The organism is Pacificibacter marinus (genome assembly GCF_018860505.1).
GTDB lineage: Bacteria > Pseudomonadota > Alphaproteobacteria > Rhodobacterales > Rhodobacteraceae > Celeribacter > Celeribacter marinus_B.
The window spans coordinates 306,700-327,163 of the sequence record NZ_JAHKPU010000030.1; the positions used below are offsets into that span (position 1 = coordinate 306,700).

A 20,464-nucleotide genomic window follows, 5' to 3' on the forward strand; every position below is an offset into this window, starting at 1 on the left:
AATGACCGACACACCACTTCTTATCCTTGGCGCAGCTTTTTCAGACGAAGAGCGCACCCGCCTTGAGACGGCACATGCCACCTGCTTTGCAGGTGCGCCCGATGAGGTTGCGAACTTGTCTGAGGCATCACGTGCCACAGTCAAAGCCATCGCGTTCAAAGGCCACACCCCTTTGAACGGCGCAGTCATGGATTTGCTACCAAACCTTGGAATCATCGCGAACTACGGCGTTGGCTATGATGCGATCAATGTTGAAGATGCCTCTGCGCGCGGCGTCAAAGTGACGAACACACCGAATGTTTTGAACGATGATGTGGCAGATATTGCCGTGGGCATGATGATCGCTCAGTCCCGCAACATGGTGGCAGGCGACGCTTTGGTCCGTTCTGGCAAATGGGCTGCGGGTGAAAACTTGCCACTGAATCGCAAAATGTCTGGGTCTACCGTTGGGATCGTCGGGCTTGGTCGGATTGGTCGCGATATCGCGGACCGTTTGGCGGCGTTCAAAATGGATATTCACTACCATACGCGTTCTGAAAAACAGACGCCGGGTTGGACATATCACGCGGATGTGGTGTCTTTGGCCACCGCGGTTGATTATCTTGTCGTAGCACTTGTTGGCGGCAAGGCGACCGAGAAATACATCTCGCGCGAAGCCATCGCAGCCCTTGGTCCACGCGGCGTAATCGTCAACATTTCACGCGGCAGCACCATCGACGAAGAGGCCCTGATCGAAGCCTTGGCCAATGGTACAATCGCCGGTGCCGGTCTTGATGTGTTCAACGATGAGCCCAAAATTGACGAACGGTTTTATGCCTTGGAAACAGCTGTTTTGCAGCCACACCAAGGATCAGGAACGGTTGAAACACGCCGCGCGATGGCCGAATTGCAGCTGGAAAATGTGTCAGCGCATCTTGCGGGTGCGGACTTGTTAACCCCCGTCAACTAAACCGAACCAAAACACCAAAAAAGGGCGCCTCAATCGGGCGCCCTTTTTCATATCTATGTCTTTAGCAAAGACGATCACGCGTTGGGCTGATCATCTTCGATGTAGTAACGAATGTTGTCTTCAAAGCTCTCATCAGCGGTCAAGCCAAGTGCAAGTGCTTTCTTGGTTTCAAACTTAAACTGCCAGCCTTTGGCGATGGCCCAAACAGCATCGTCAGCCTCGTAGGTGATCAGTTTTTCAGGCTCAGGCCCTGCTACAGCTGTCATCGCATCGATCATTTCACCAATGGTCAAATTCTGACCTGGCATGGTCATGCAGCGGTTTGGACCAAAGTCTTCGGCAGGGATTTCGGCCCCCTTGATCAGGTTTTCGATGCATTTACGTGGCGACAGATAGAAGTGTGGGAAATCACGGCTGACGGGGCAATTGGATGCGATCCCGTTCAAAGGCTCACGGAAAATCGACGACATGAATCCAGAAGCCGCGCGATTGGGTTTCCCAGGGCGTACAGAAATCGTTGGCAGGCGGAAACCGCGCCCATCGATCAAACCACGGCGGGAATAGTCGTTGACCAGCAATTCGCCGATGGCCTTTTGCGCACCGTAAGATGTCTGCGGATTGAGCAAGGTCTGATCCGTAATCACATCTGGCAAATCGCCACCGAAACAGGCCACAGAGGATGTGAACACAACCACAGGCGCGTGCGGCAAAGCACGGCAACGCTCAAGAACATTTAGCGTGCCCATCATGTTGATACGCATTCCCAGATCGAGGTCTTCTTCGGCTTGACCTGACACAATGGCGGCCAACAGATAGATGACATCAACATCTTCGGAAATCAGTTGGTTCACTTGCGCCGCATCCGAGATGTCGCATGTGGCTGTTTCAACCGCAAAAGGCGCTTCAACAGTCGCGGGATCGACAACATCCGCCAATACAAGCGTGTCGATCGTTTCCCCACGCATTGTACCGTGCGCGGCAAGTGAATGTGCCAGTTTTTGACCGACGAAACCGCCGCCCCCAACAATAAGAATTTTCATAACCTATCTCCCAGTTTTATTAGATTAGATCGCGTGCGGCGAGGTTGCGCATCAAAGCTGATGTGCCGAACGTCCACGCCGGACATTCCGTTGATAGGCGCACCGTATTGGTGAGCGCCCCGAGCGTAGGTTCCGAAATGGTCACCACGTCGCCCATTTTATGCGTAAAGCCCTGCCCCTTAGTGTCGCGGTCTTTGACCGGCGCAAACAGCGTGCCAAGAAATAGGAAAAAGCCGTCGGGGTATTGATGATGACGGCCTATAGTTTGGTCGACAATGCTTTGCGGCGTGCGCGAGATTTTGTTCATCGAAGACCGCCCATCCATCACAAAGCCATCGTCGCCGGTGACTTTCAAATCCACCTCAGCGTTTTGTACAGTTTCCATGCCAAAGTCGTCATCGAACAACCGCACAAAAGGCCCAATGGAACAGGAAGCATTGTTGTCTTTGGCCTTACCCAAAAGCAAAGCCGAGCGCCCTTCAACATCGCGCAGGTTCACATCATTGCCCAAGGTCGCGCCCACAACTTTGCCCGTTGATGTGACTGCCAAGACGATTTCGGGTTCGGGATTGTTCCAGCTCGACATCGGATGCAAGCCAACAGAAGCGCCCCAGCCTACGGCCCCCATGGGTTGCGACTTGGTGAAAACTTCTGCGTCGGGGCCAATGCCCACCTCCAAATACTGAGACCACAGGCCTTCGGCTTGCAAGATCGATTTGATCTCCATCGCTTTGTCGGACCCCGGTAGGATGCCCGACAGGCTATCACCGATACGAGCTTTGACGCGTGCGCGAATTTCTTCGGCGCGATCCGCATTGCCTGCGGCCTGCTCTTCGATCACCCGCTCGACCATGCTTTCGGCAAAGGTGACGCCAGAGGCTTTGATCGCCTGCAAATCTGATGGCGGCAAAAAATGCAAAGCCGTGTCGTCCGCACCTTCTACAGAGCCTTTGGCAACATCACTCAATGTCGCAATAACTTCGCCCTTGGCCGCACGCACGAAGGCAAGCAGATCGTCACGTTCCAAAAGATCGCGCATGGTGGGCGCATCTTTTGACGTGATGTCGATCACAGCATCGCCGCGCAAGACAACAACACAAGGACCGATATTGGGGCGCCACACGCGACCTACGAAAGTGGCATCAGGTGTTGGATTAGAAAAGGGAATCATAGCGTTACTTTCACAAGTCTGCGGCAGGAAAAATCTTGCCGGGGTTTAGAATGTTATTGGGGTCCAGCGCAGTTTTGACGGCGCGCATAAATGCGACCGCAGGTCCGTGTTCGGCTTCCATATATTTCGCTTTGCCAAGGCCGATCCCGTGTTCGCCAGTCACAGTGCCACCAAGGCGCAGCGCAAGCTCACACAGATTGTCGCTGAAGGCTTTGACCCGCGCGAGTTCCTCTGCATCTTCAGGATCGACACCAATGCCACAGTGGAAATTTCCATCTCCAACATGGCCAACAAGTGTCGAGGTCAGCCCCAAACGCAGGCTGCTGTCTTTGGCTTCCATCACAGCTTCGGCCAGTCGCGAGATCGGCACGCAAACGTCGGTAGACATCAAATGCTTGCCCGGGCTCAGCGCCCGTGATGCGTAATGGGCTTTGTGACGCATCGCCCAAAGAGCTGTGCGTTCTTCGGCTTTAGACGTCCATGAAAAGGCCTGCGCTGAAAACTCGGCTGCGATATCGCCAAAGCTTTCCGCTTGTTCGGCAACAGATGAAGGTGAGCCATGGAATTCAACAAACAGATGCGGTTTCTCAGGCAGATCACTTTTAGAGTACATGTTAAAACCGCGGACCATAACGTCATCCAACAGTTCGATACGCGCCATCGGGATGCCCGATTGAATGGTCAGAATCACGGTATTCACCGCGTCCTCGATACTGTCAAAATAACAGGTCGCAGCGGACATCGCCTCTGGGACACCATGCAATTTGACGGTCAATTCTGTGATGATGCCGAGCGTGCCTTCGGACCCAATCAACAGATGGGTGAGGTCATACCCAGACGACGTTTTGCGCGCGCCTGTGCCAGTGCGAATGATTGAACCATCGGCCATCACGGCCTCAAGCGCCAAAACATTGTCACTCATTGTGCCGTATCTGACAGCCGTCGTGCCAGAGGCACGCGTTGCGGCCATGCCACCAATCGATGCATTCGCCCCGGGATCGACAGAAAAGAACAACCCCGTGTCGCGCAAATGCATGTTCAACTCTTCACGTGTCAAACCGGGTTGGACCGTTACTGTAAGATCTTCGTCATGCACCTCTAAAACAGTGTTCATCTTAGAAAAATCAAGCATCACGCCACCTTGAACTGGCAAGTGCTGCCCTTCCAGACACGTGCCTGCACCATAGGCCACAATCGGACAGGCGTGGGTGTTACACAGCTTGACGATCTGCGACACATCTTCGGTGTTCTCGGGGAAAACAACGGCATCAGGCGGCGTATGGGGAAAGTATGTTTCATTCTCGCCATGCTGTGCACGCACGGCGTCAGACGTCACCAAACGATCTCCCAAAAGTCGTTCAAGCGCCTTAAGAGCAGATTGAATTGTCATATGAAAGTCCTTGTCATGGCGCAGGTTAAAGGATGCATCACCCTGTCCCGCGCATTGAAAGTATGGCCAAAGCAACGACCAACATCATAGAAGCTGCCATGACGTAATTGATTCTACGCTGGGTCTTTTCAGCCAAGTCCAACCTGTGCAAAACAACCCCTGCATAGAGCCAGCCCAGATGTATCGGTATCCACAGCAGCGCGATTAAGGCAAGCTTGACACCTGCCTCCAAAATCAAGTTGTCGGGAATAAATGCAAAACCCGAAAAGAACGCGATATTGACGCTATAGGCCTTGGGGTTGATAGCTTGCAGCAGAATTCCTTGCCTTATGCCCGGCGCGTTTTGAGCCTCGATAAAGGCTATTTTCGATCCTGCAAACGCAATTTTGGCCGCGAGATACGTCAAGTATATGACCGAACACACCAACAACACAGTGCGCACGGCGGGCTGGGACAGCAGCACAGCGGCAATGCCTGAGATGGATGCCAGCGCCACAAGATTAGACCCAATAAACAATCCCACAACATAGCGCAGACCGACACGGAACCCGAAAGCAGCGCCGACACCTGCTGCCGACAAAACACCGGGCCCAGGGGTGACAATAAGAAAAAAGACAGCGCTCAGAAAGATCAGCATTTTACGACAGCCGAAGTTGAATTCGTTTTCATGAGGATCCTCTCCCGCAAAGTCGAGAACGGACTTCGCACATGTCTTGCATAACTTCCAAAATGGTATACCATTTTTTAGAAGCATCAAGACCAAGTTGCAAGCTTACAAATAATAACCCACTCAAAGGACATCACCCCCCTATGAAACTGTTCGATCTCACCGGAAAAACCGCCCTTATCACTGGCTCATCAATGGGCATCGGCTTCGCGCTTGCACGCGGGCTATGCGAAGCAGGGGCGCAAGTGATCCTCAATGCACGCGGCGCAGACAAACTTGACGCCGCAGCAGCAGAATTACGCGCCGAGGGCCACGCCGTTTTCACTCTGCCGTTTGACGTCACAGACCATGCTGGCGTTGCTGCCGCAGTTGACGGCTTTGAAGCAGATCACGGCCCTATCGATATCTTGTTCAACAATGCAGGCATGCAGCACCGCACCCCATTGCATGAGTTCCCCGCAGATAAATTTGAACAGCTGATGAAAACCAACGTGACATCTGTGTTTAATGTTGGCCAAGCTGTTGCGGTTCACATGATCAAACGCGGCACTGGTAAAATCATCAACATCGCGTCTGTTCAAACCGCGCTCGCGCGCCCCGGTATTGCGCCCTACACCGCCACAAAAGGCGCAGTTGCCAATCTGACCAAAGGCATGGCCACGGATTGGGCTCCGCTTGGATTGAATTGTAACGCCATCGCGCCGGGATACTTTGACACGCCACTCAATGCCGCCCTCGTGGCTGATCCAGAGTTCAGCTCATGGTTGGAAAAACGCACACCTGCTGGGCGTTGGGGACAAATCGAAGAACTTGTGGGCGCGGCAGTGTTCTTGTCGTCCAATGCATCGAATTTCGTAAACGGACATACACTATTCGTCGACGGCGGTATCACCGCATCGCTTTAAGCTAATATTGCGACGATCCATTTCACTGATCCTTTGGGAGGAGGAAACGATGACAGAGAAACCAACAGTTGGCTTTATTGGCGTGGGCTTGATGGGCCACGGTATGGCGGCCAATATCCTTAAAGGCGGCTATCCGCTGTACATTAAGGGCAATAGCAACCGCGAACCGATTGAGGATCTTGTCTCAAAAGGTGCGGTTGAAATCACCAACCCCAAAGAAATGGCCACGCTGTGCGATGTCATTCATTTGTGCCTGCCAAACAGTGATTCCGTTGAAGCCGTCATTCGCGGCGACGATGGCATTTTGGCTGGCGGAAAAGCCGGACTGATTGTTGTTGATTCCAGTACAGCCAACCCAACTTCGACGGTCATATTAGCTGAAGAACTGGAAGCAGCAGGCATGCACATGGTCGACGCCCCTTTGGGCCGTACGCCAAAAGAAGCCGAAGCTGGCATGCTGGATGCTATGGTCGGTGCAGATGAGGCGATTTTTGCCAAGGTCTTGCCCATCATTGATTGCTGGGCGGGAATCATCAATCACGTCGGCCCTGTGGGATCGGCGCATAAGATGAAACTTATCATGAATTTCATATCCATGGGCTATGCCGCCCTTTATGCTGAAGCCCTTAGCATCGGCGTCAAATCAGGTGTCACACCGCAAGTTATCAATGATGTGATCGGTGCCTCGCGTTTGTCGAACGGGTTCTTTGAAACCTTCATGGGCTGCGCTGTTGGCCGCGATATGGACATCCATAAGTTCTCGATCACCAACGCCTCAAAAGACGTGCATTATGCCTCTGCTATGGCTTCCAGCACACGCACATTGAACCCTGTCGGCGAAGCGGTGAAATCATATTACACCTATGTCGAGGCCAACGGACATGGTGCCGATTATGTGCCGCATCTGGCAGATCATGTCGCGAAAATGAATGGGTTTGATTTGGCCGAAGTCGTCCGAAAAGGCGCAAAGTAAACACGCCATTTCAAACCATAGAAACGCCGCCCCAGCACATTATATGGGGCGGCGTTATGCATCAGTCGACGTATTTGACTTGGTCGCTATCGAGCATTTCCAAAATGTCTTCCGGTACTTTCAGCCCCTCTTCGACCTTTTGATCAAGCGCCGTTTCAAGCGCCGTAATATCGACGAGCCGCGCAATCACGGTATCGATTTCAGCGAAAGGCACCACGACCACGCCATCACGATCAGCCACGATCATATCACCTGTCTCAACTTGACGCCCACCGATATGGACACCAAACCCGACAGTCCCCGGACCTGTGATCATAGGTGAATTAGGGTTCAGTCCCGTGCACCAACACGGCAGGCCAATCTTGGCCACGCCTTCAAAATCACGCATGGTACCATCGGTAACATAAGCCACAGCGCCGCAGTTTTTGGCCATGCCAATAACGCGATCGCCAACAGAGGCGCTGCCTTGAAAGCCATCAACACTGCCCACCAGAACATCCCCTGCTTGGATAAAGCTCAACGCAGCAAGTGTGGCCAGCACATCTCCCGGACCATTATAGGCGGTCAATGCGGGCCCTGCGGCCACGAAAGGTAGCCCCTCGCCAACGCCCAGTGCCTGAATGCTGTGATGCATCGCGCCAATGCCGTCCATGGCATCTGCGACAAATCCTGTAGGAACCCCTTGAAACGCATCGATCTGGGCCTGACTGGGACGTGGGTTAAGTCGTTTAATTTTTAGTTTTGCAGGTTGCTCAAGCATTAATACATCCTTTGTTTCAATCTACGGCGTTAATCATTTCAAATTTTCAGATTGTGCGAACAGCTTGGCAAAGACCAACCCGTTAGCGGTCGCATCACAACGTGCCGCTGCGACTTGCGTCTGCTCGGACGGTGCGTCTTGCAACATCGATAGCTCTGTCATCCGCTGACATTGCAATTTGTTTTGCAACAGATCGAATTTCACTTCGATGCCAGCGATAGCGGCTATATCTTCGCCGCCTTTGTCTAACACAAGGTCCATGCGCGCGCCGATATACTGTGTCCATGTTGCTTGCGCCTCAAGAAAACACTGCAATGCAGCTTGCGGCGCATCTGCTGTGAACTGAATACAAGATCCAAGCGCTTCGTTCACGCAGGCAATGACGGGACTGCCACTTTGCATCTGTGTTGCCAGACAGGTTTCAACCTGACTTTGCGATTGCAGCATTTCATCTGCACTCAGTGGAGCGGTAGGGGCAACATAAATTGCCGCGATCAAAGCCAGTCGTTTCATTTGATATCCCGATCTTCAATTGACGCAAGCGTCATCCATAATTGCTCTTGCATTTGGTATACCAAATCGCGATGCTATGCAAAGCAACAATAATTACGTGGCCTATTTTCGGGTCAAGGAATCACGACGGAGGGGCAAAAGATGAGCAATACGAGGGCAGGAAAAAGGTTCAGATCACAAGAATGGTTTGATAACCCGAATAACCCGGGCATGACGGCGCTCTATCTAGAACGCTATCAAAATCAGGCTTTTACCGTTGAAGAACTGCAAGACGAACGCCCGATTATCGGTATCGCGCAATCTGGTTCTGACCTTGCGCCATGCAACAAAATCCACGTGTTTTTGATGGATCGGATCAAAGCTGGCATCCGTGACGGCGGCGGCATTCCGATGGAATTTCCTGTCCACCCGATTCAAGAAACGGGCAAGCGCCCGACAGCTGCACTTGATCGCAACCTGTCCTATTTGGGCCTTGTCGAGGTCTTGCACGGCTATCCAATTGATGGCGTTGTTTTGACCACGGGCTGCGATAAAACCACGCCCGCGATGTTGATGGGAGCGGCTACGGTTGATATTCCCGCCATCGCGTTGAACGGCGGTCCGATGTTGGACGGCTGGTGGAAAGGCGAGCGTGCTGGTTCAGGCACGATCATCTGGGAAAGCCGCCGATTGCTCGCTGAAGGCAAGATTGACTACGAAGAATTCATTGAACGCGCCTGTTCATCTGCCCCCTCGCTTGGGCACTGCAACACCATGGGTACTGCTTCGACAATGAATGCGATGGCCGAAGCATTGGGCATGTCTTTGACAGGAAACTCTGCCATTCCTGCGCCGTTCCGCGAGCGTATGAACATGGCTTACGAGACTGGAAAGCGCATCGTCGGTATGGTTTTGGAAGACCTCAAGCCCTCTGACATCATGACGCGCGAAGCATTCGAGAACGCAATTGTCACCAACTCTGCCATCGGTGGCTCCACCAACGCGCCGCCCCATTTGCAAGCCGTTGCGCGCCATATCGGTGTCGAGTTGAACGTGAAAGACTGGGAAACAGTCGGTTTTGATGTGCCGCTCTTGGTCAACATGCAGCCCGCTGGCGAGTATCTGGGCGAAAGCTTTTATCGCGCGGGCGGCGTGCCTGCTGTGATGGCTGAGTTGCAAAAAGCTGGCCGCATTCATCAAGGTGCCATGACCGCCACAGGCAAAACGATGGGCGACAACCTGAACGGTTTGGAATCCGAAGACACAAACGTGATCAAAACCTATGATGCGCCGATGCGTGAAAACGCTGGTTTCATGGTGTTGTCTGGCAACCTGTTTGACAGTGCTTTGATGAAAACATCCGTGATTTCAAAAGATTTCCGTGAACGTTTTCTGTCAGAGCCCGGCAACGAAGGCGTCTATGAAGCCCGCGCTGTGGTGTTCGAAGGACCGGAAGATTACCATGACCGAATCAACGATCCTGCCCTAGAGATCGACGAGAAAAGCATCTTGTTCATCCGTGGCGTTGGCTGTGTCGGCTATCCGGGGTCCGCCGAGGTTGTGAACATGCAGCCACCAGACGCGATCATTCGCCAAGGCATCAATCATTTACCAACCGTGGGCGATGGCCGTCAATCAGGCACATCTGAAAGCCCATCCATTTTGAACGCTTCGCCAGAAAGTGTTGTTGGCGGCGGCTTGGCCCATTTGAACACGGGCGACATGGTCAAACTTGACCTGAATGCGCGTGTGCTGAACGCTATGGTAGACGACGCCGAATGGCAGGCCCGCATAGATGCATGGACCCCGCCAGAACTGCGCAATCAAACACCATGGCAAGAAATTTACCGCAAAAACGTCGGGCAACTGTCTGACGGCGGCTGTTTAGAGCTGGCGACAGCCTATCAAAAAGTCGGGCAAGATTTGCCACGCGACAACCATTAGGAGCACACTGAAATGCAAACAATTATTGTAACAGGCGCAGGCAGCGGCGTTGGACGCGCCACGGCACATGCGTTTTTGAAAGCAGGCTGGAAAGTTGGACTTGTTGGGCGCCGCGAAGCACCTTTGCATGAGACCGCAGAAGGGTATGAGCACGCTATGGTTTTGCCATGCGATGTCACCAACGAGGCCGAAGTCGAGGCGCAATTTGGCAAAGCTTACGCCGCATGGGGCCGCGTTGATGCGCTGTTCAACAATGCAGGTGTTGGCATGAAAGGTGCGCCAGTGGATGAGTTGTCCGTCGATGAATTCCGCACCCTGATGGATGTGAACGTTAGCGGTGCATTCATCGCAGCGCGCGCAGCCTTTGGCTTGATGCGCAAGCAATCGCCACAAGGCGGTCGGATCATCAACAACGGATCGGTTTCATCTTACGTACCGCGCCTAGGTTCTGCGCCCTACACGATGTCGAAACATGCCGTGCTTGGCCTGACTCGCACGCTTTCCCTTGATGGTCGTCCGTTCAACATCGCTTGTGGCCAGATCGATATCGGCAACGCCCTAACAGACATGGCGCAATCCATGACCACAGGCATGCCGCAAGCCAACGGATCAATTGAAATCGAACCGGTAATGCATGTGGATAATGTCGCGAATTCCGTGCTGCATATGGTGACTTTGCCAGAAGGCGCGAACGTACAGTTCATGACCGTTATGGCCACCAACATGCCCTACATCGGGCGCGGCTAAACAACACCAGAGTTCCTCCCAGAAGCGGGCTGCGTCATTACGATGCGGCCCGCTTTTGTGTTTAGGCCATCTTGGATCTCTCGCGTTGCCAGATGTAGATGCCCGAACCGATGATAATCAAGCCCCCCACCAGCGTCCACAATGTTGGCCATGTGCCGAACACCAAAAAGCTGGCGGCCGCCGCCAAAAACAGTTGGATATAAACAACTGGCGACAGAATCGATGCATCTGCCAGACGGTGCGCATAGGTGGCGCTGATATGGCCAAAGGCGCCAAACATTCCAATAAGCCCCAAGACAATAAGATCTACGATCTGCGTTGGCCAAACCCAAATTGGTAAAGCCACGGGCGCAAGGCATAGGGTGGACAAACCAGACGACCAAAGCTGCATCGTTGAATTGCGTTCAATCCCCGCCAACAACCGCGTCATCACAAAATACATCGCAGCCAATGCCAAAGCGGCAATGTTCAAAAACATCGCAGGATGAAAGGCCGTCCCCCAAGGCTGCATCACCACCAACACCCCGATGAAACCAACACAGACAGCGATAACACGGCGAATGCCGACTTTTTCTTTTAGCACAGGAATGGCCAAAAGCGTCACCACCACGGGGGCTGCAAACATGATCGTCGTGGTCACGGTGATCGGCAGATATTTCAGCGAGGTGAAATTGCAAATCGTCGACCCAAATAAGAACGCGGCCCTAAAGAACTCTTTCCAAGGATTGTTGGTGCGCAAGGCATCAGTGCCTTCTTTGGGAAGGAAAAGCACCAAGGATAATAAGAAATGGACAGCGTATCGGGCGAACACGACCTGAAGTGCGGGCAAGCCCGCCAAGATAAGCCATTTCGCCGAAGTGTCGATGCAGGTGAAAAAGAAAATGGCGAGCGCCATCATGGCAACGCCAAGCCCGACTTTATCTTCGCGCGGGGCAATCGTTTTCAACACAGAGCGAGGCATATATGCATTCCTAATCCGACGCGTTCATAGCGCGTTGTCGTTAAAACCTTCAGGCACGCGGCCTAAATTGACTGTTCTGATATATTTGAACAAAAGCATAGACAGCTTTGCCTCAACCAAGATCAATACATATTTTACGCGCGGACCAAAACACGCAGGCAACTGCAATCAGATCATTATTCTCTGACGCAGCTGCAACGCGCATTGGACACGCCCAATAGCCCCTTTGCAAATCGCGCAAAGAGGCGTTTAGATCATTACATCACAGCGCCGACGTTCCAAGGTACGAACTCGTAATCGCCAAGACCTTGCGCCTCTGACTTAGATTGCCCGCCTGATGCCATACGCAACCAAGCGTCGTAGATCTCGCGACCAACCTCTTCGACTGAGGCGCCTTCGGTCAGAATACGACCCGCATTGACGTCCATATCCTCAGACATGCGCGTATACATTTCGGTGTTTGACGCAACTTTGAGCGTTGGCGACGGTTTGGAGCCAAACGCAGACCCACGCCCCGTTGTGAACACCACCAAGTTACAGCCAGAAGCGATTTGCCCAGTCACAGAAGCTGGGTCATAACCCGGGCTGTCCATAAAGACAAAGCCGCGCTCTGTGACGGTTTCCGCATATTTATAGACACCATTCAAAGGCGTTGTGCCACCTTTGGCCGCAGCGCCCAGCGATTTTTCCAAGATGGTGGTCAAGCCACCCTTTTTGTTGCCCGGGCTTGGGTTGTTGTCCATGCTGCCTTTGTTGATTGATGTGTACTCTTGCCACCAATCGATCAGGCCAAGCAGCTTGTTGGCCACATCATCGCTTGAGGCACGCGCCGTCAAAAGGTGTTCCGCGCCGTAAATTTCAGGGGTTTCAGCCAGTACGCCCGTACCGCCTTGCGCCACCAACAGATCAACAGCATGCCCCACAGCTGGGTTCGCCGTGATACCAGACCAAGCGTCAGAACCACCGCATTGCAGCGCAACCATCAAATCAGACGCAGGGCATTCAGTGCGGTTGTCTTCATTGACGATCGGCAACATGGCTTCGACTTTTTTGATGCCAAGCTCGACGGTTTTGCGCAGACCGCCAACGTCTTGAATGTTCATCGATTGAAAGCGCGGACCAGGCACCAAACCATAGGATTCAATCAACCAGTCAATCTGCATCATTTCGCAGCCCAATCCAGCCATCAAAACACCGCCCACGTTCGGATTTTTTGCATAGCCCCAAAGCGTACGTTGTAAAAATTCAAAGCCCGTGCCATCGCCCCCCATAGCGCAGCCTGTGCCGTGGCAGAAGGCCGCGACGCCATCAACATTGGGATAATCGGCCAATTTTTCGTCGGTAAAATGCGCGGCAATCATTTTCGCGGCAGTGGCAGAACAGTTCACCGAGGTCAGGACGGCGATGAAATTACGGGTGCCGACACGGCCGTTTGCGCGCTTGTAGCCCATGAATGTATCGGGTTTAGCCACGGGCGTCGCTGGCAACATATTGGTGCCAAAAGCGTGCTCTTGGTCCACATTGCGAAAATCCAGATTGTGAACGTGAACATGCGAGCCTTTGGCGATATCTACAGCAGCGTAACCAATGATTTGCGCGTATTTGTGAACGGCATCCCCTTTGGAAATGTCCGCAGTCGCGATTTTATGCCCGCGTGGGATCAGCTCGATAGCCCCTTCTTCGCCGGTTTGAAGGGCACGAACAGCGGTCACGACATTGTCGCGATCTGAAAGTCTAACAGTGTTGATGGGGGCAGTTATCATAAGAATTCGCCTGAGATTTAGGGAGGTTACAGATCATCGGTCAAAAATGAGCCGGAGCGGGTACGCCGCTCCGGCAAGGTTTGCAACATCAGATTGCACGTTTAAATTTTGGTACGCGGTGCGCGTATCACAAGAACACTTCAATCAGTGACGGCCACATGATCAAGACAGCCAAAGCGAACAATTGGATCGCGATGAACGGCAAGAAGCCTTTGAAAATATCGACCAAAGTGATGTGCGATGGCGCGACAGATTTCAAATAGAACGCTGCAGGGCCAAAGGGTGGTGACAGGAACGAGACCTGCATATTCATACAGAATACCACACCGAACCAAATCGCCACGTTCTTAGGGTCCAACGTTCCAAACACACCAATCTCTTCGATTGGCAGTTTCAAAACGATGGGCAAGAACACAGGCATAATCAAAAGCACGATACCAACCCAGTCCATAAACATCCCCATGATGAGGAAGATGAACATCATCACAAGAATGACACCCATGGTTGGAAGGTCCGCCCCCAAAATCAAGCTGGCAACGTAAGTCGGGCCACCGGCCAGAGTGTACGCCGCGGCCAATGCAGCCGCACCGATGGTCACCCAGATGATGGTCCCTGTCGATTTCAATGTGCGCATCAAACTGTCGTAGACGATATCAAAGGTCATCTCGCGACGCAGCGCAGAGATAGTGAACACCGCGATAACGCCCATACCTGCCGCTTCAGTAATGCCCGTAATGCCGCCATAAATGGAGCCAAGAACAACACCGATCACAACAGTTGGCGCGATCAAGCCTTTGCCCATCTGCCAACCCTCGTCAGTGCGTTCTTTGCCAACGACGAAACGCATCACGACATAAGACAATGCAAAGGCAATTACGATGAACGGCAGATCACTCACCATCCCAAGGAAGATCGGATCAACGCCTTCTGCCACTACATTTTCACCTGTGAGCGTAAAGAACATCGCACGGACAAAGATGACACCTGTGATCCACATCGAAAACTTAGCCATAAAGCCAAGGAACATCAGCGATTTTTCAGACCCGTGTGGCGCTTCGGGATCTGGCTCAGGCAACGGTGCCAAAGATGGATTCAGCCGCACTCGGATGATGATGTAAATAATGAAGAAACTCGCCAACATAAAACCAGGCAGGAATGACGCCGTAAACAAGGCTTTGATCGATGTCTCAGTGATGAGACCATAGAAAATCAAAACGATAGAGGGCGGAATCATTGTGCCCAAAGACCCAGAGGCACAGATCGTCCCGATGGCCAAGTTTTGGTTATACCCAAGACGTAGCATCTGTGGCAAAGCGATCAGACCAAGCAGCACAACTTCGCCGCCGATGATCCCAGACATCGCCGCCATGATCACCGCCATAACAGAGGTCACAACAGCAATACCACCGCGTGTACGTGCCAGCCAAACATTAAGCGATGAATACATATCACGCGCAATGCCGGTCCGTTCCAACAAGGACGCCATAAAGATAAACAGCGGCACCGATATCAGAACATAGTTCGTCATCTGTCGATAAACGGCCTGCCCCAACACGTTGAACGGGCCACGACCAAAGTCACTGAACATCAGCTCAGGGCCGAATTTCATCACCAAAGTTGCAACGGCCAAAAAGGCAGAGGCAAAGCCAAGCGGCATACCCAGCGCCAAAAGCGCAAACATGCCAAGCAAGAGCAGGAGCGAAAGCGTGCCAATATCGGTCACTTTCATCCATGCGAAGGCTTCTAAGAATTCCATATCAATCTTCCCTCAACGTCGCGCGGATATTTTCGATTTCAGTCTCATCAATATCGTCATGCGCGGCGGGCTCTTTGTGCCAATCAGCAATGAGATTGGACAAGGCTTGCAAAGCAACAAGACACATGATGATCAAAATGGCAGGTTTGAGCGTCGCTGGAATGGGTGGATCCCATGCTGTGCCAAATGTTTCCATGCGCATAAATTTGAGTTTCGCTTCATCAAAGCCGCCCCAAACAAGTGCGAAGGTAAAGACCCAGATCAAAAACAACGAAATAACGTCAGCCATCTTCTTCATCCAGCGTGGCAGGATATCATAGATGACGTAGATACGGATGTGACTGCGTTGTTGCATGGCATAAAGCCCCGCAAGCAAGAACAAAAACGATGCCATCCATAAGGACATTTCATTGGCCCAAAGCGTTGGCGTGTTGAATCCGTAACGCGAGACGACTTCGTAGAACATCACCAAAACAAGACAGACAACACCAATCATCGAGATGCGTGAACACACCAGAGACAAGATATCAAAAAACCCTTGCGGTTTTGATTCAATCGGACCGACCGTGTCGGACAGGTAAATGGCTGTCAGTAAAACCGTGCCCGAAAATGTGAACAAAATCATCTGCGCCAAAAAGACGCCAGACGGGCTGAGTAGATCGTACATTGTCACGGGCTCCGCTGCGACAAAAGTCTGAATCGCCATCCACGCAAAGGTGATGGCGGCAGCTATGGCAAATCCAATCATTCCAAAACGGATTGGTTTGCGCATCGAGCCGAGCCATATGCTCTCGCTTTCCATGTGCTTAGCACCCCACTATTTAAGTTTTTGATTTTTTTGAGAAAGAGAGGGCGAACCAAATGCAATTCAGTTCGCCCAAATATTCCATGATCTTAGATCATTATGCCTGTCTTATTCGGAAAGCAGACCCAATTGCTTGAGGTAACCACGGTGGCTTTCAACCAACGCAACAGCTTTTGGTGACCCTTCAGCAAATGTGTCCCACGCTTTTTGAGCTGTGGTACGGAACTCCGTTTTATCTTCATCGGACCAATCGTGCAAAGTCACGCCTTGGGTTTTCAACTTTGCAGCCGCTTCAGCGTTTAGCTTTTCATTGGAAAGCGCTGTGTGCAGCGACAGTTTTTGCATTGCTGTGTCCATGATGCGGCGTTCTTGCTCGCTCATGCCGTCCCAAACAGCTTTGTTACACGCAAGGTGGTCAGATGGCATAGAGTGGAAGCCAGGGTAGTTGGCGTGCTTAACGATATCGTACAAGCCAAGGCCAACGTTGTTGGCAAGACCGGACGCATCAGCGCCATCGATGATGCCAGTTTCAAGCGCTGTAAAGATTTCAGTGAAATCCATCACGATTGGAGTTGCGCCCATTTCAGTGAAAATAGCTGTTTCAAGACCTGGAGGCGAACGGAATTTCCAACCTTTTAGATCTTCTGGACCTGTAAGGGGACGGGACGAGGCAAATGATTCTTGACCGTAGAGCCACCAGCCAACAAGCTGCATACCTTCAGAGTTGTAGAGGGCTTGTGCCGCGTCATAGCCGCCACCGTAGTAAAGCCAAGACAACTGCTGCCAAGGTGTGTCGTAACCGCCCATGATGTCACCAACGAACTGGAACGCTGGATCTTTACCAGTTTGGTAGGCGCCACCAGTCATGTCACAATCAAGAATGCCGTTAACGGCCGCATCGAATGTTTCAACAGTTGCCACAACGGATGATGAATAGAACATCTCGATGGTGATTTCGCCACCAGACATAGTCTGAACGTCATCAACGAATTGCGCTGCAAGTTTACCTGATGGGTGCTCGGTCGCGTAATGCGTTTGGATACGCAGGTGAGTTTGCGCACTGGCTGCGCCAGCCAATACGGTCGCAGCAGCGGTCGCTGTCAAAAGTGTCTTAAATTTCATTGTCGTCCTCCCAATCGGCGCTTTCGCCGGTTATCTTCATCGACAGAATCCTCAAACTGTCGTCGAGATGGTATACCATCTAGAAATAGGCTAACGATGTCGCATTCGACAATCAACAGAAATTTGGTATACCAAATACGATTATTTCACTTTTCTCTGGACCAAAGATCATTAATCGCGCAACAACATTGAGCTAGCCAGAACACATAATCACCGTAGGCTATAGAAACGATGAACGATAAAGCACTGCCAGACCAAATCGCCGACAAACTGCGCCGCGACATCCTGAAAGGGGCCCTCGCCCCTGGTCAGCAAATAAAAGAACGTGATCACGCCACCGATTTGGATGTCTCTCGGACACCCATGCGCGAAGCGATTCGCATTTTGGCCAAAGAAGGTCTTGTGCTGCTGCGCCCCTCGCGCAGCCCCATTGTTGCAGATCCGTCATTTGAGGAAATTTCTGATGTAATTGAAGTCCTTACAGCCCTTGAACTGCGCAGTGGCGCCTTGGCTTGCCAGAATGCAACCGAAGAAGACATCACGCGTATTCAAGCCATGCAAGACCACATGGACAGCTGTCAGGGCAAGATAGATCGTATCGATTTTTTCGAACTTGATATGGAATTTCACATGGCGATTGCAGCAGCCTCTAAGAACGCTGTTCTCGCGGAAACGCACAGCGCGTTTGTGCGCCGTCTGTGGCGTGCGCGCTATTTGTCAGCGTCCCGCAAAGACAGTTCTGACCGTGTCAAACGCCAACATCATGACATCATGCAAGCCTTTAGTGACCGCGATCCTGAAGTGATGTGCGCAAAAATAAGCGTTCACCTTGATGCTCTGCTCGAAAATGTAAGAGACAAATATGCCAAAGAATCTGAGGTCTAACAGAGCTGCATCAAGCAGGGGCCCAGCCATCATTAAGCTGAGCTACAATCATAGTTAAGTCATCATAATAGACATCACACATTTTCTGACCTTATGATTAAAAACACCCTCCCCTCGACACTGTCAAAGGGAAGTCACAATGGCCCTCGCATTGCGCCTTCCCTCCTCAAGTACCAGCCTTGGAACATGCAATATAGCCAGCCCCAATGTCAGCTGTACCTCACCAGCTCGACAATCTGAGTGCGCTTCGTCGGCTTCGACGATCAGAAAGCGAATGGAAATGATTCGAATATGGTGCAGACCGCATTCGATGCTGCGCAAACGATCAAGACAAACGAAGGACAAATACTATCGCGCCCCAAGTTAAAGCGTAGACGTTAGATTGATCTGAACGATGGATCGTTGACACACAAAAATGCTTTGCTGTTTATGGACGTTTTGATCCCCAAAACACTTCAGACGGCGCCTTGATCACATCGACACTCAAACCATGTTGATCCAGTAAGTGTGCTGTCAGGGCACGATGTGCATCGGCTTGCTGTATCATCCACGACACAAATGTGACCGCTGCACGCCGCTTCATATGTCGTGCAGGGCAAACCACCCAATAGGCTGGAAATTCGATCACAGGCAGCGACGGCGTCAACGGCACAAGATCGCCGTTCTCTAATTCTGTCGCAGCAACCGCCAATGATTCAAGTACTACTCCAGCCCCATCCACAGCCATTTGCAGCGCAAGCGACGAGCGATCCAACAAAATTGACTTGATATTCGAGCTCACCGTCAGATCATTCCGGTGCAACCAAAAATCCCATTGGCAAATTGCCCGTGCGCTGTCGATCAATTGCGCGCCGTCCAACAGAGCTTCGGGGTCGGCACCAAAACGCTTGTGCAAATCATCGCGCATGGTCGGACTGCACAGCGGTAGAACTTGATCGGGCAAAATCGGCTTGCAATGGAACCCACCCCAATCGGACAGGCCATAGCGAATATCAAAATCCATTATCTCGCGATCAAAATCTGTCGGATCAGGGGCAGCATCGACGCGCAAATCCCAACCGGGGTGGTTGTGTACAAAATCCGCCAAACGTGGCCCAAGCCACCGCACCCCAAAACTGGGGGTCACGCGTAAATTAAGCCTGCGCGCCTCATGTTGCCTGCCCAAGTGACGTTCTGCGTCTTTCAACATACGAATGGCGGACGCACTGGCCAAAAACAATTGCTCACCTTCTAACGTCAGACTTGAATTTCGCCCCTCTCTGCGAAACAATTTTATGCCCAATTGCTGCTCCAGCAACTTGATTTGCTGACTGACGGCAGAGGGTGACACCAATAACTCTTCTGCCGCGCGTGTGACAGATTTCCGTCTCGCGACAGCTTCAAAAAATACGTAACTGTTCAGACTGTTCATGCGCGCCATTATTCGCTCCAATTTGGTATACCATTTTAAACAGGCATCAGAAGCAAGAGCAACTCTTCTCGCAAAAAAGAGAGCGCCCTTTATCTCAACTCTCAAAAAGAGGCCCCGATTAGGGCCCAATTCATTCAAGCATGCGACACCTTTTCCAAGACTTACACCCGCCCCCCCTCAGGACGAGTCGCTCTGAGACGGCAACTTGCTATTGCGCGATGCTCCGACATGTCCCCCAAAAACACCTGCGGACTTGATGTAAGCGCCCTCATTTCCTCACATAAACACCTCGCCCACCATGCAGTTAAAGCTGAACAGCGCTCAAGTAATTGTAAATCAAATACTTTTCACGAGCAGTAAACAATTTTTACAAGCATTACCCCCATATAGAAAAAACATTTACAAAAAAATCTAGCATGACCAGTAAGTTACAAGATATTTGACACCAATGGCTGTAAAAAGCCTGTAAGTGGCGGTCTATCGACTTGGACCGCACAGTCAGGGAGGACGATCATGACGACGAAGACTTATTCACCCGATGCCGCATTTACGGCGTCTGCTCATGTTGATCGCGCGGGCTATGAGGCGATGTATGCGGCCTCTGTGGCGGATCCTGAGGCGTTTTGGGGCGAACAGGGCAAAATCTTGGATTGGATCACGCCCTACACGACCGTCAAACAGACCAATTTCAACTTCGGCCAAGTCGATATCAAATGGTATGCC

At 51.9% G+C, this 20,464-nt stretch carries 19 protein-coding genes; 7 read left to right on the plus strand and 12 right to left on the minus strand.

Going from position 1 to position 20,464, the window contains the following annotated elements:
* Position 1: 1 nt before the first annotated feature.
* Positions 2 to 949: a 2-hydroxyacid dehydrogenase gene (locus KO503_RS11615; protein ID WP_215991707.1), complete on the plus strand. Its 948-nt coding sequence runs from the start codon at positions 2 to 4 to the stop codon at positions 947 to 949.
* Between the two features lie 74 nt (positions 950 to 1,023).
* On the opposite strand, the gene denD is transcribed toward KO503_RS11615, so the two are convergent.
* The 4 genes from denD to KO503_RS11635 are packed head-to-tail and all read right to left on the minus strand — an operon-like array spanning position 1,024 to position 5,187.
* The gene (gene denD, locus KO503_RS11620) at positions 1,024 to 1,989 is read right to left on the minus strand and encodes a D-erythronate dehydrogenase (protein WP_215991708.1); all 966 of its coding nucleotides are present in this window, start codon (positions 1,987 to 1,989) and stop codon (positions 1,024 to 1,026) included.
* 19 nt (positions 1,990 to 2,008) lie between these two features.
* Positions 2,009 to 3,160: a fumarylacetoacetate hydrolase family protein gene (locus KO503_RS11625; RefSeq protein WP_215991709.1), complete on the minus strand. Its 1,152-nt coding sequence runs from the start codon at positions 3,158 to 3,160 to the stop codon at positions 2,009 to 2,011.
* Between the two features lie 10 nt (positions 3,161 to 3,170).
* Entirely contained in the window at positions 3,171 to 4,550 is a 1,380-nt protein-coding gene (locus KO503_RS11630; protein WP_215991710.1) for an FAD-binding oxidoreductase, read from the minus strand.
* A gap of 37 nt (positions 4,551 to 4,587) precedes the next feature.
* Positions 4,588 to 5,187 carry a LysE family translocator gene (locus KO503_RS11635; RefSeq protein WP_215991711.1) on the minus strand — a complete coding sequence of 200 codons (600 nt, stop codon included), beginning with the start codon at positions 5,185 to 5,187 and terminating at the stop codon, positions 4,588 to 4,590.
* Positions 5,188 to 5,360: 173 nt separating this feature from the next.
* Here KO503_RS11635 and KO503_RS11640 point away from each other — a divergent pair, with 173 nt between their 5' ends.
* Together KO503_RS11640 and KO503_RS11645 are read left to right on the plus strand one after the other, a co-directional pair.
* Positions 5,361 to 6,122: an SDR family oxidoreductase gene (locus tag KO503_RS11640; RefSeq protein WP_215991712.1), complete on the plus strand. Its 762-nt coding sequence runs from the start codon at positions 5,361 to 5,363 to the stop codon at positions 6,120 to 6,122.
* Positions 6,123 to 6,171: 49 nt separating this feature from the next.
* On the plus strand, positions 6,172 to 7,095 hold the full coding sequence (locus KO503_RS11645; RefSeq protein WP_215991713.1) for an NAD(P)-dependent oxidoreductase: 924 nt from the start codon (positions 6,172 to 6,174) through the stop codon (positions 7,093 to 7,095).
* Between the two features lie 61 nt (positions 7,096 to 7,156).
* Here KO503_RS11645 and KO503_RS11650 read toward each other — a convergent pair whose 3' ends face one another.
* Together KO503_RS11650 and KO503_RS11655 are read right to left on the minus strand one after the other, a co-directional pair.
* Positions 7,157 to 7,855: an RraA family protein gene (locus tag KO503_RS11650; RefSeq protein ID WP_215991714.1), complete on the minus strand. Its 699-nt coding sequence runs from the start codon at positions 7,853 to 7,855 to the stop codon at positions 7,157 to 7,159.
* A 33-nt stretch (positions 7,856 to 7,888) separates the two neighbouring features.
* Positions 7,889 to 8,368 (minus strand): hypothetical protein, encoded by a 480-nt coding sequence (locus KO503_RS11655; protein WP_215991715.1) that lies wholly within the window; start codon positions 8,366 to 8,368, stop codon positions 7,889 to 7,891.
* Between the two features lie 141 nt (positions 8,369 to 8,509).
* Between KO503_RS11655 and KO503_RS11660 the strand changes: the two genes are divergently transcribed.
* Both KO503_RS11660 and KO503_RS11665 read left to right on the plus strand, forming a co-directional pair.
* Positions 8,510 to 10,291 (plus strand): IlvD/Edd family dehydratase, encoded by a 1,782-nt coding sequence (locus KO503_RS11660; RefSeq protein WP_215991716.1) that lies wholly within the window; start codon positions 8,510 to 8,512, stop codon positions 10,289 to 10,291.
* Between the two features lie 12 nt (positions 10,292 to 10,303).
* Positions 10,304 to 11,038, plus strand: coding sequence for an SDR family oxidoreductase (locus KO503_RS11665; RefSeq protein WP_215991717.1), 735 nt, complete (start codon positions 10,304 to 10,306; stop codon positions 11,036 to 11,038).
* Positions 11,039 to 11,099: 61 nt separating this feature from the next.
* On the opposite strand, the gene KO503_RS11670 is transcribed toward KO503_RS11665, so the two are convergent.
* The 5 genes from KO503_RS11670 to KO503_RS11690 all read right to left on the minus strand — a co-directional run bounded on the left by KO503_RS11670 (position 11,100) and on the right by KO503_RS11690 (position 17,445).
* Positions 11,100 to 11,999: a DMT family transporter gene (locus tag KO503_RS11670; RefSeq protein WP_215991718.1), complete on the minus strand. Its 900-nt coding sequence runs from the start codon at positions 11,997 to 11,999 to the stop codon at positions 11,100 to 11,102.
* Positions 12,000 to 12,256: 257 nt separating this feature from the next.
* The gene (locus tag KO503_RS11675; protein WP_252731048.1) at positions 12,257 to 13,762 is read right to left on the minus strand and encodes a UxaA family hydrolase; all 1,506 of its coding nucleotides are present in this window, start codon (positions 13,760 to 13,762) and stop codon (positions 12,257 to 12,259) included.
* Positions 13,763 to 13,889: 127 nt separating this feature from the next.
* Positions 13,890 to 15,518: a TRAP transporter large permease gene (locus tag KO503_RS11680; protein ID WP_215991719.1), complete on the minus strand. Its 1,629-nt coding sequence runs from the start codon at positions 15,516 to 15,518 to the stop codon at positions 13,890 to 13,892.
* Between the two features lies 1 nt (position 15,519).
* Positions 15,520 to 16,320, minus strand: coding sequence for a TRAP transporter small permease subunit (locus tag KO503_RS11685; RefSeq protein WP_215991720.1), 801 nt, complete (start codon positions 16,318 to 16,320; stop codon positions 15,520 to 15,522).
* Between the two features lie 111 nt (positions 16,321 to 16,431).
* Entirely contained in the window at positions 16,432 to 17,445 is a 1,014-nt protein-coding gene (locus KO503_RS11690) for a TRAP transporter substrate-binding protein (RefSeq protein ID WP_215991721.1), read from the minus strand.
* 231 nt (positions 17,446 to 17,676) lie between these two features.
* Between KO503_RS11690 and KO503_RS11695 the strand changes: the two genes are divergently transcribed.
* Entirely contained in the window at positions 17,677 to 18,330 is a 654-nt protein-coding gene (locus KO503_RS11695) for a GntR family transcriptional regulator (protein WP_215991722.1), read from the plus strand.
* Between the two features lie 427 nt (positions 18,331 to 18,757).
* Here KO503_RS11695 and KO503_RS11700 read toward each other — a convergent pair whose 3' ends face one another.
* Positions 18,758 to 19,750: a LysR substrate-binding domain-containing protein gene (locus tag KO503_RS11700; RefSeq protein WP_215991723.1), complete on the minus strand. Its 993-nt coding sequence runs from the start codon at positions 19,748 to 19,750 to the stop codon at positions 18,758 to 18,760.
* 504 nt (positions 19,751 to 20,254) lie between these two features.
* Between KO503_RS11700 and KO503_RS11705 the strand changes: the two genes are divergently transcribed.
* A partial coding sequence (locus KO503_RS11705; protein ID WP_290122927.1) for an acetyl-coenzyme A synthetase N-terminal domain-containing protein occupies positions 20,255 to 20,464 on the plus strand: 210 nt, incomplete at its 3' end.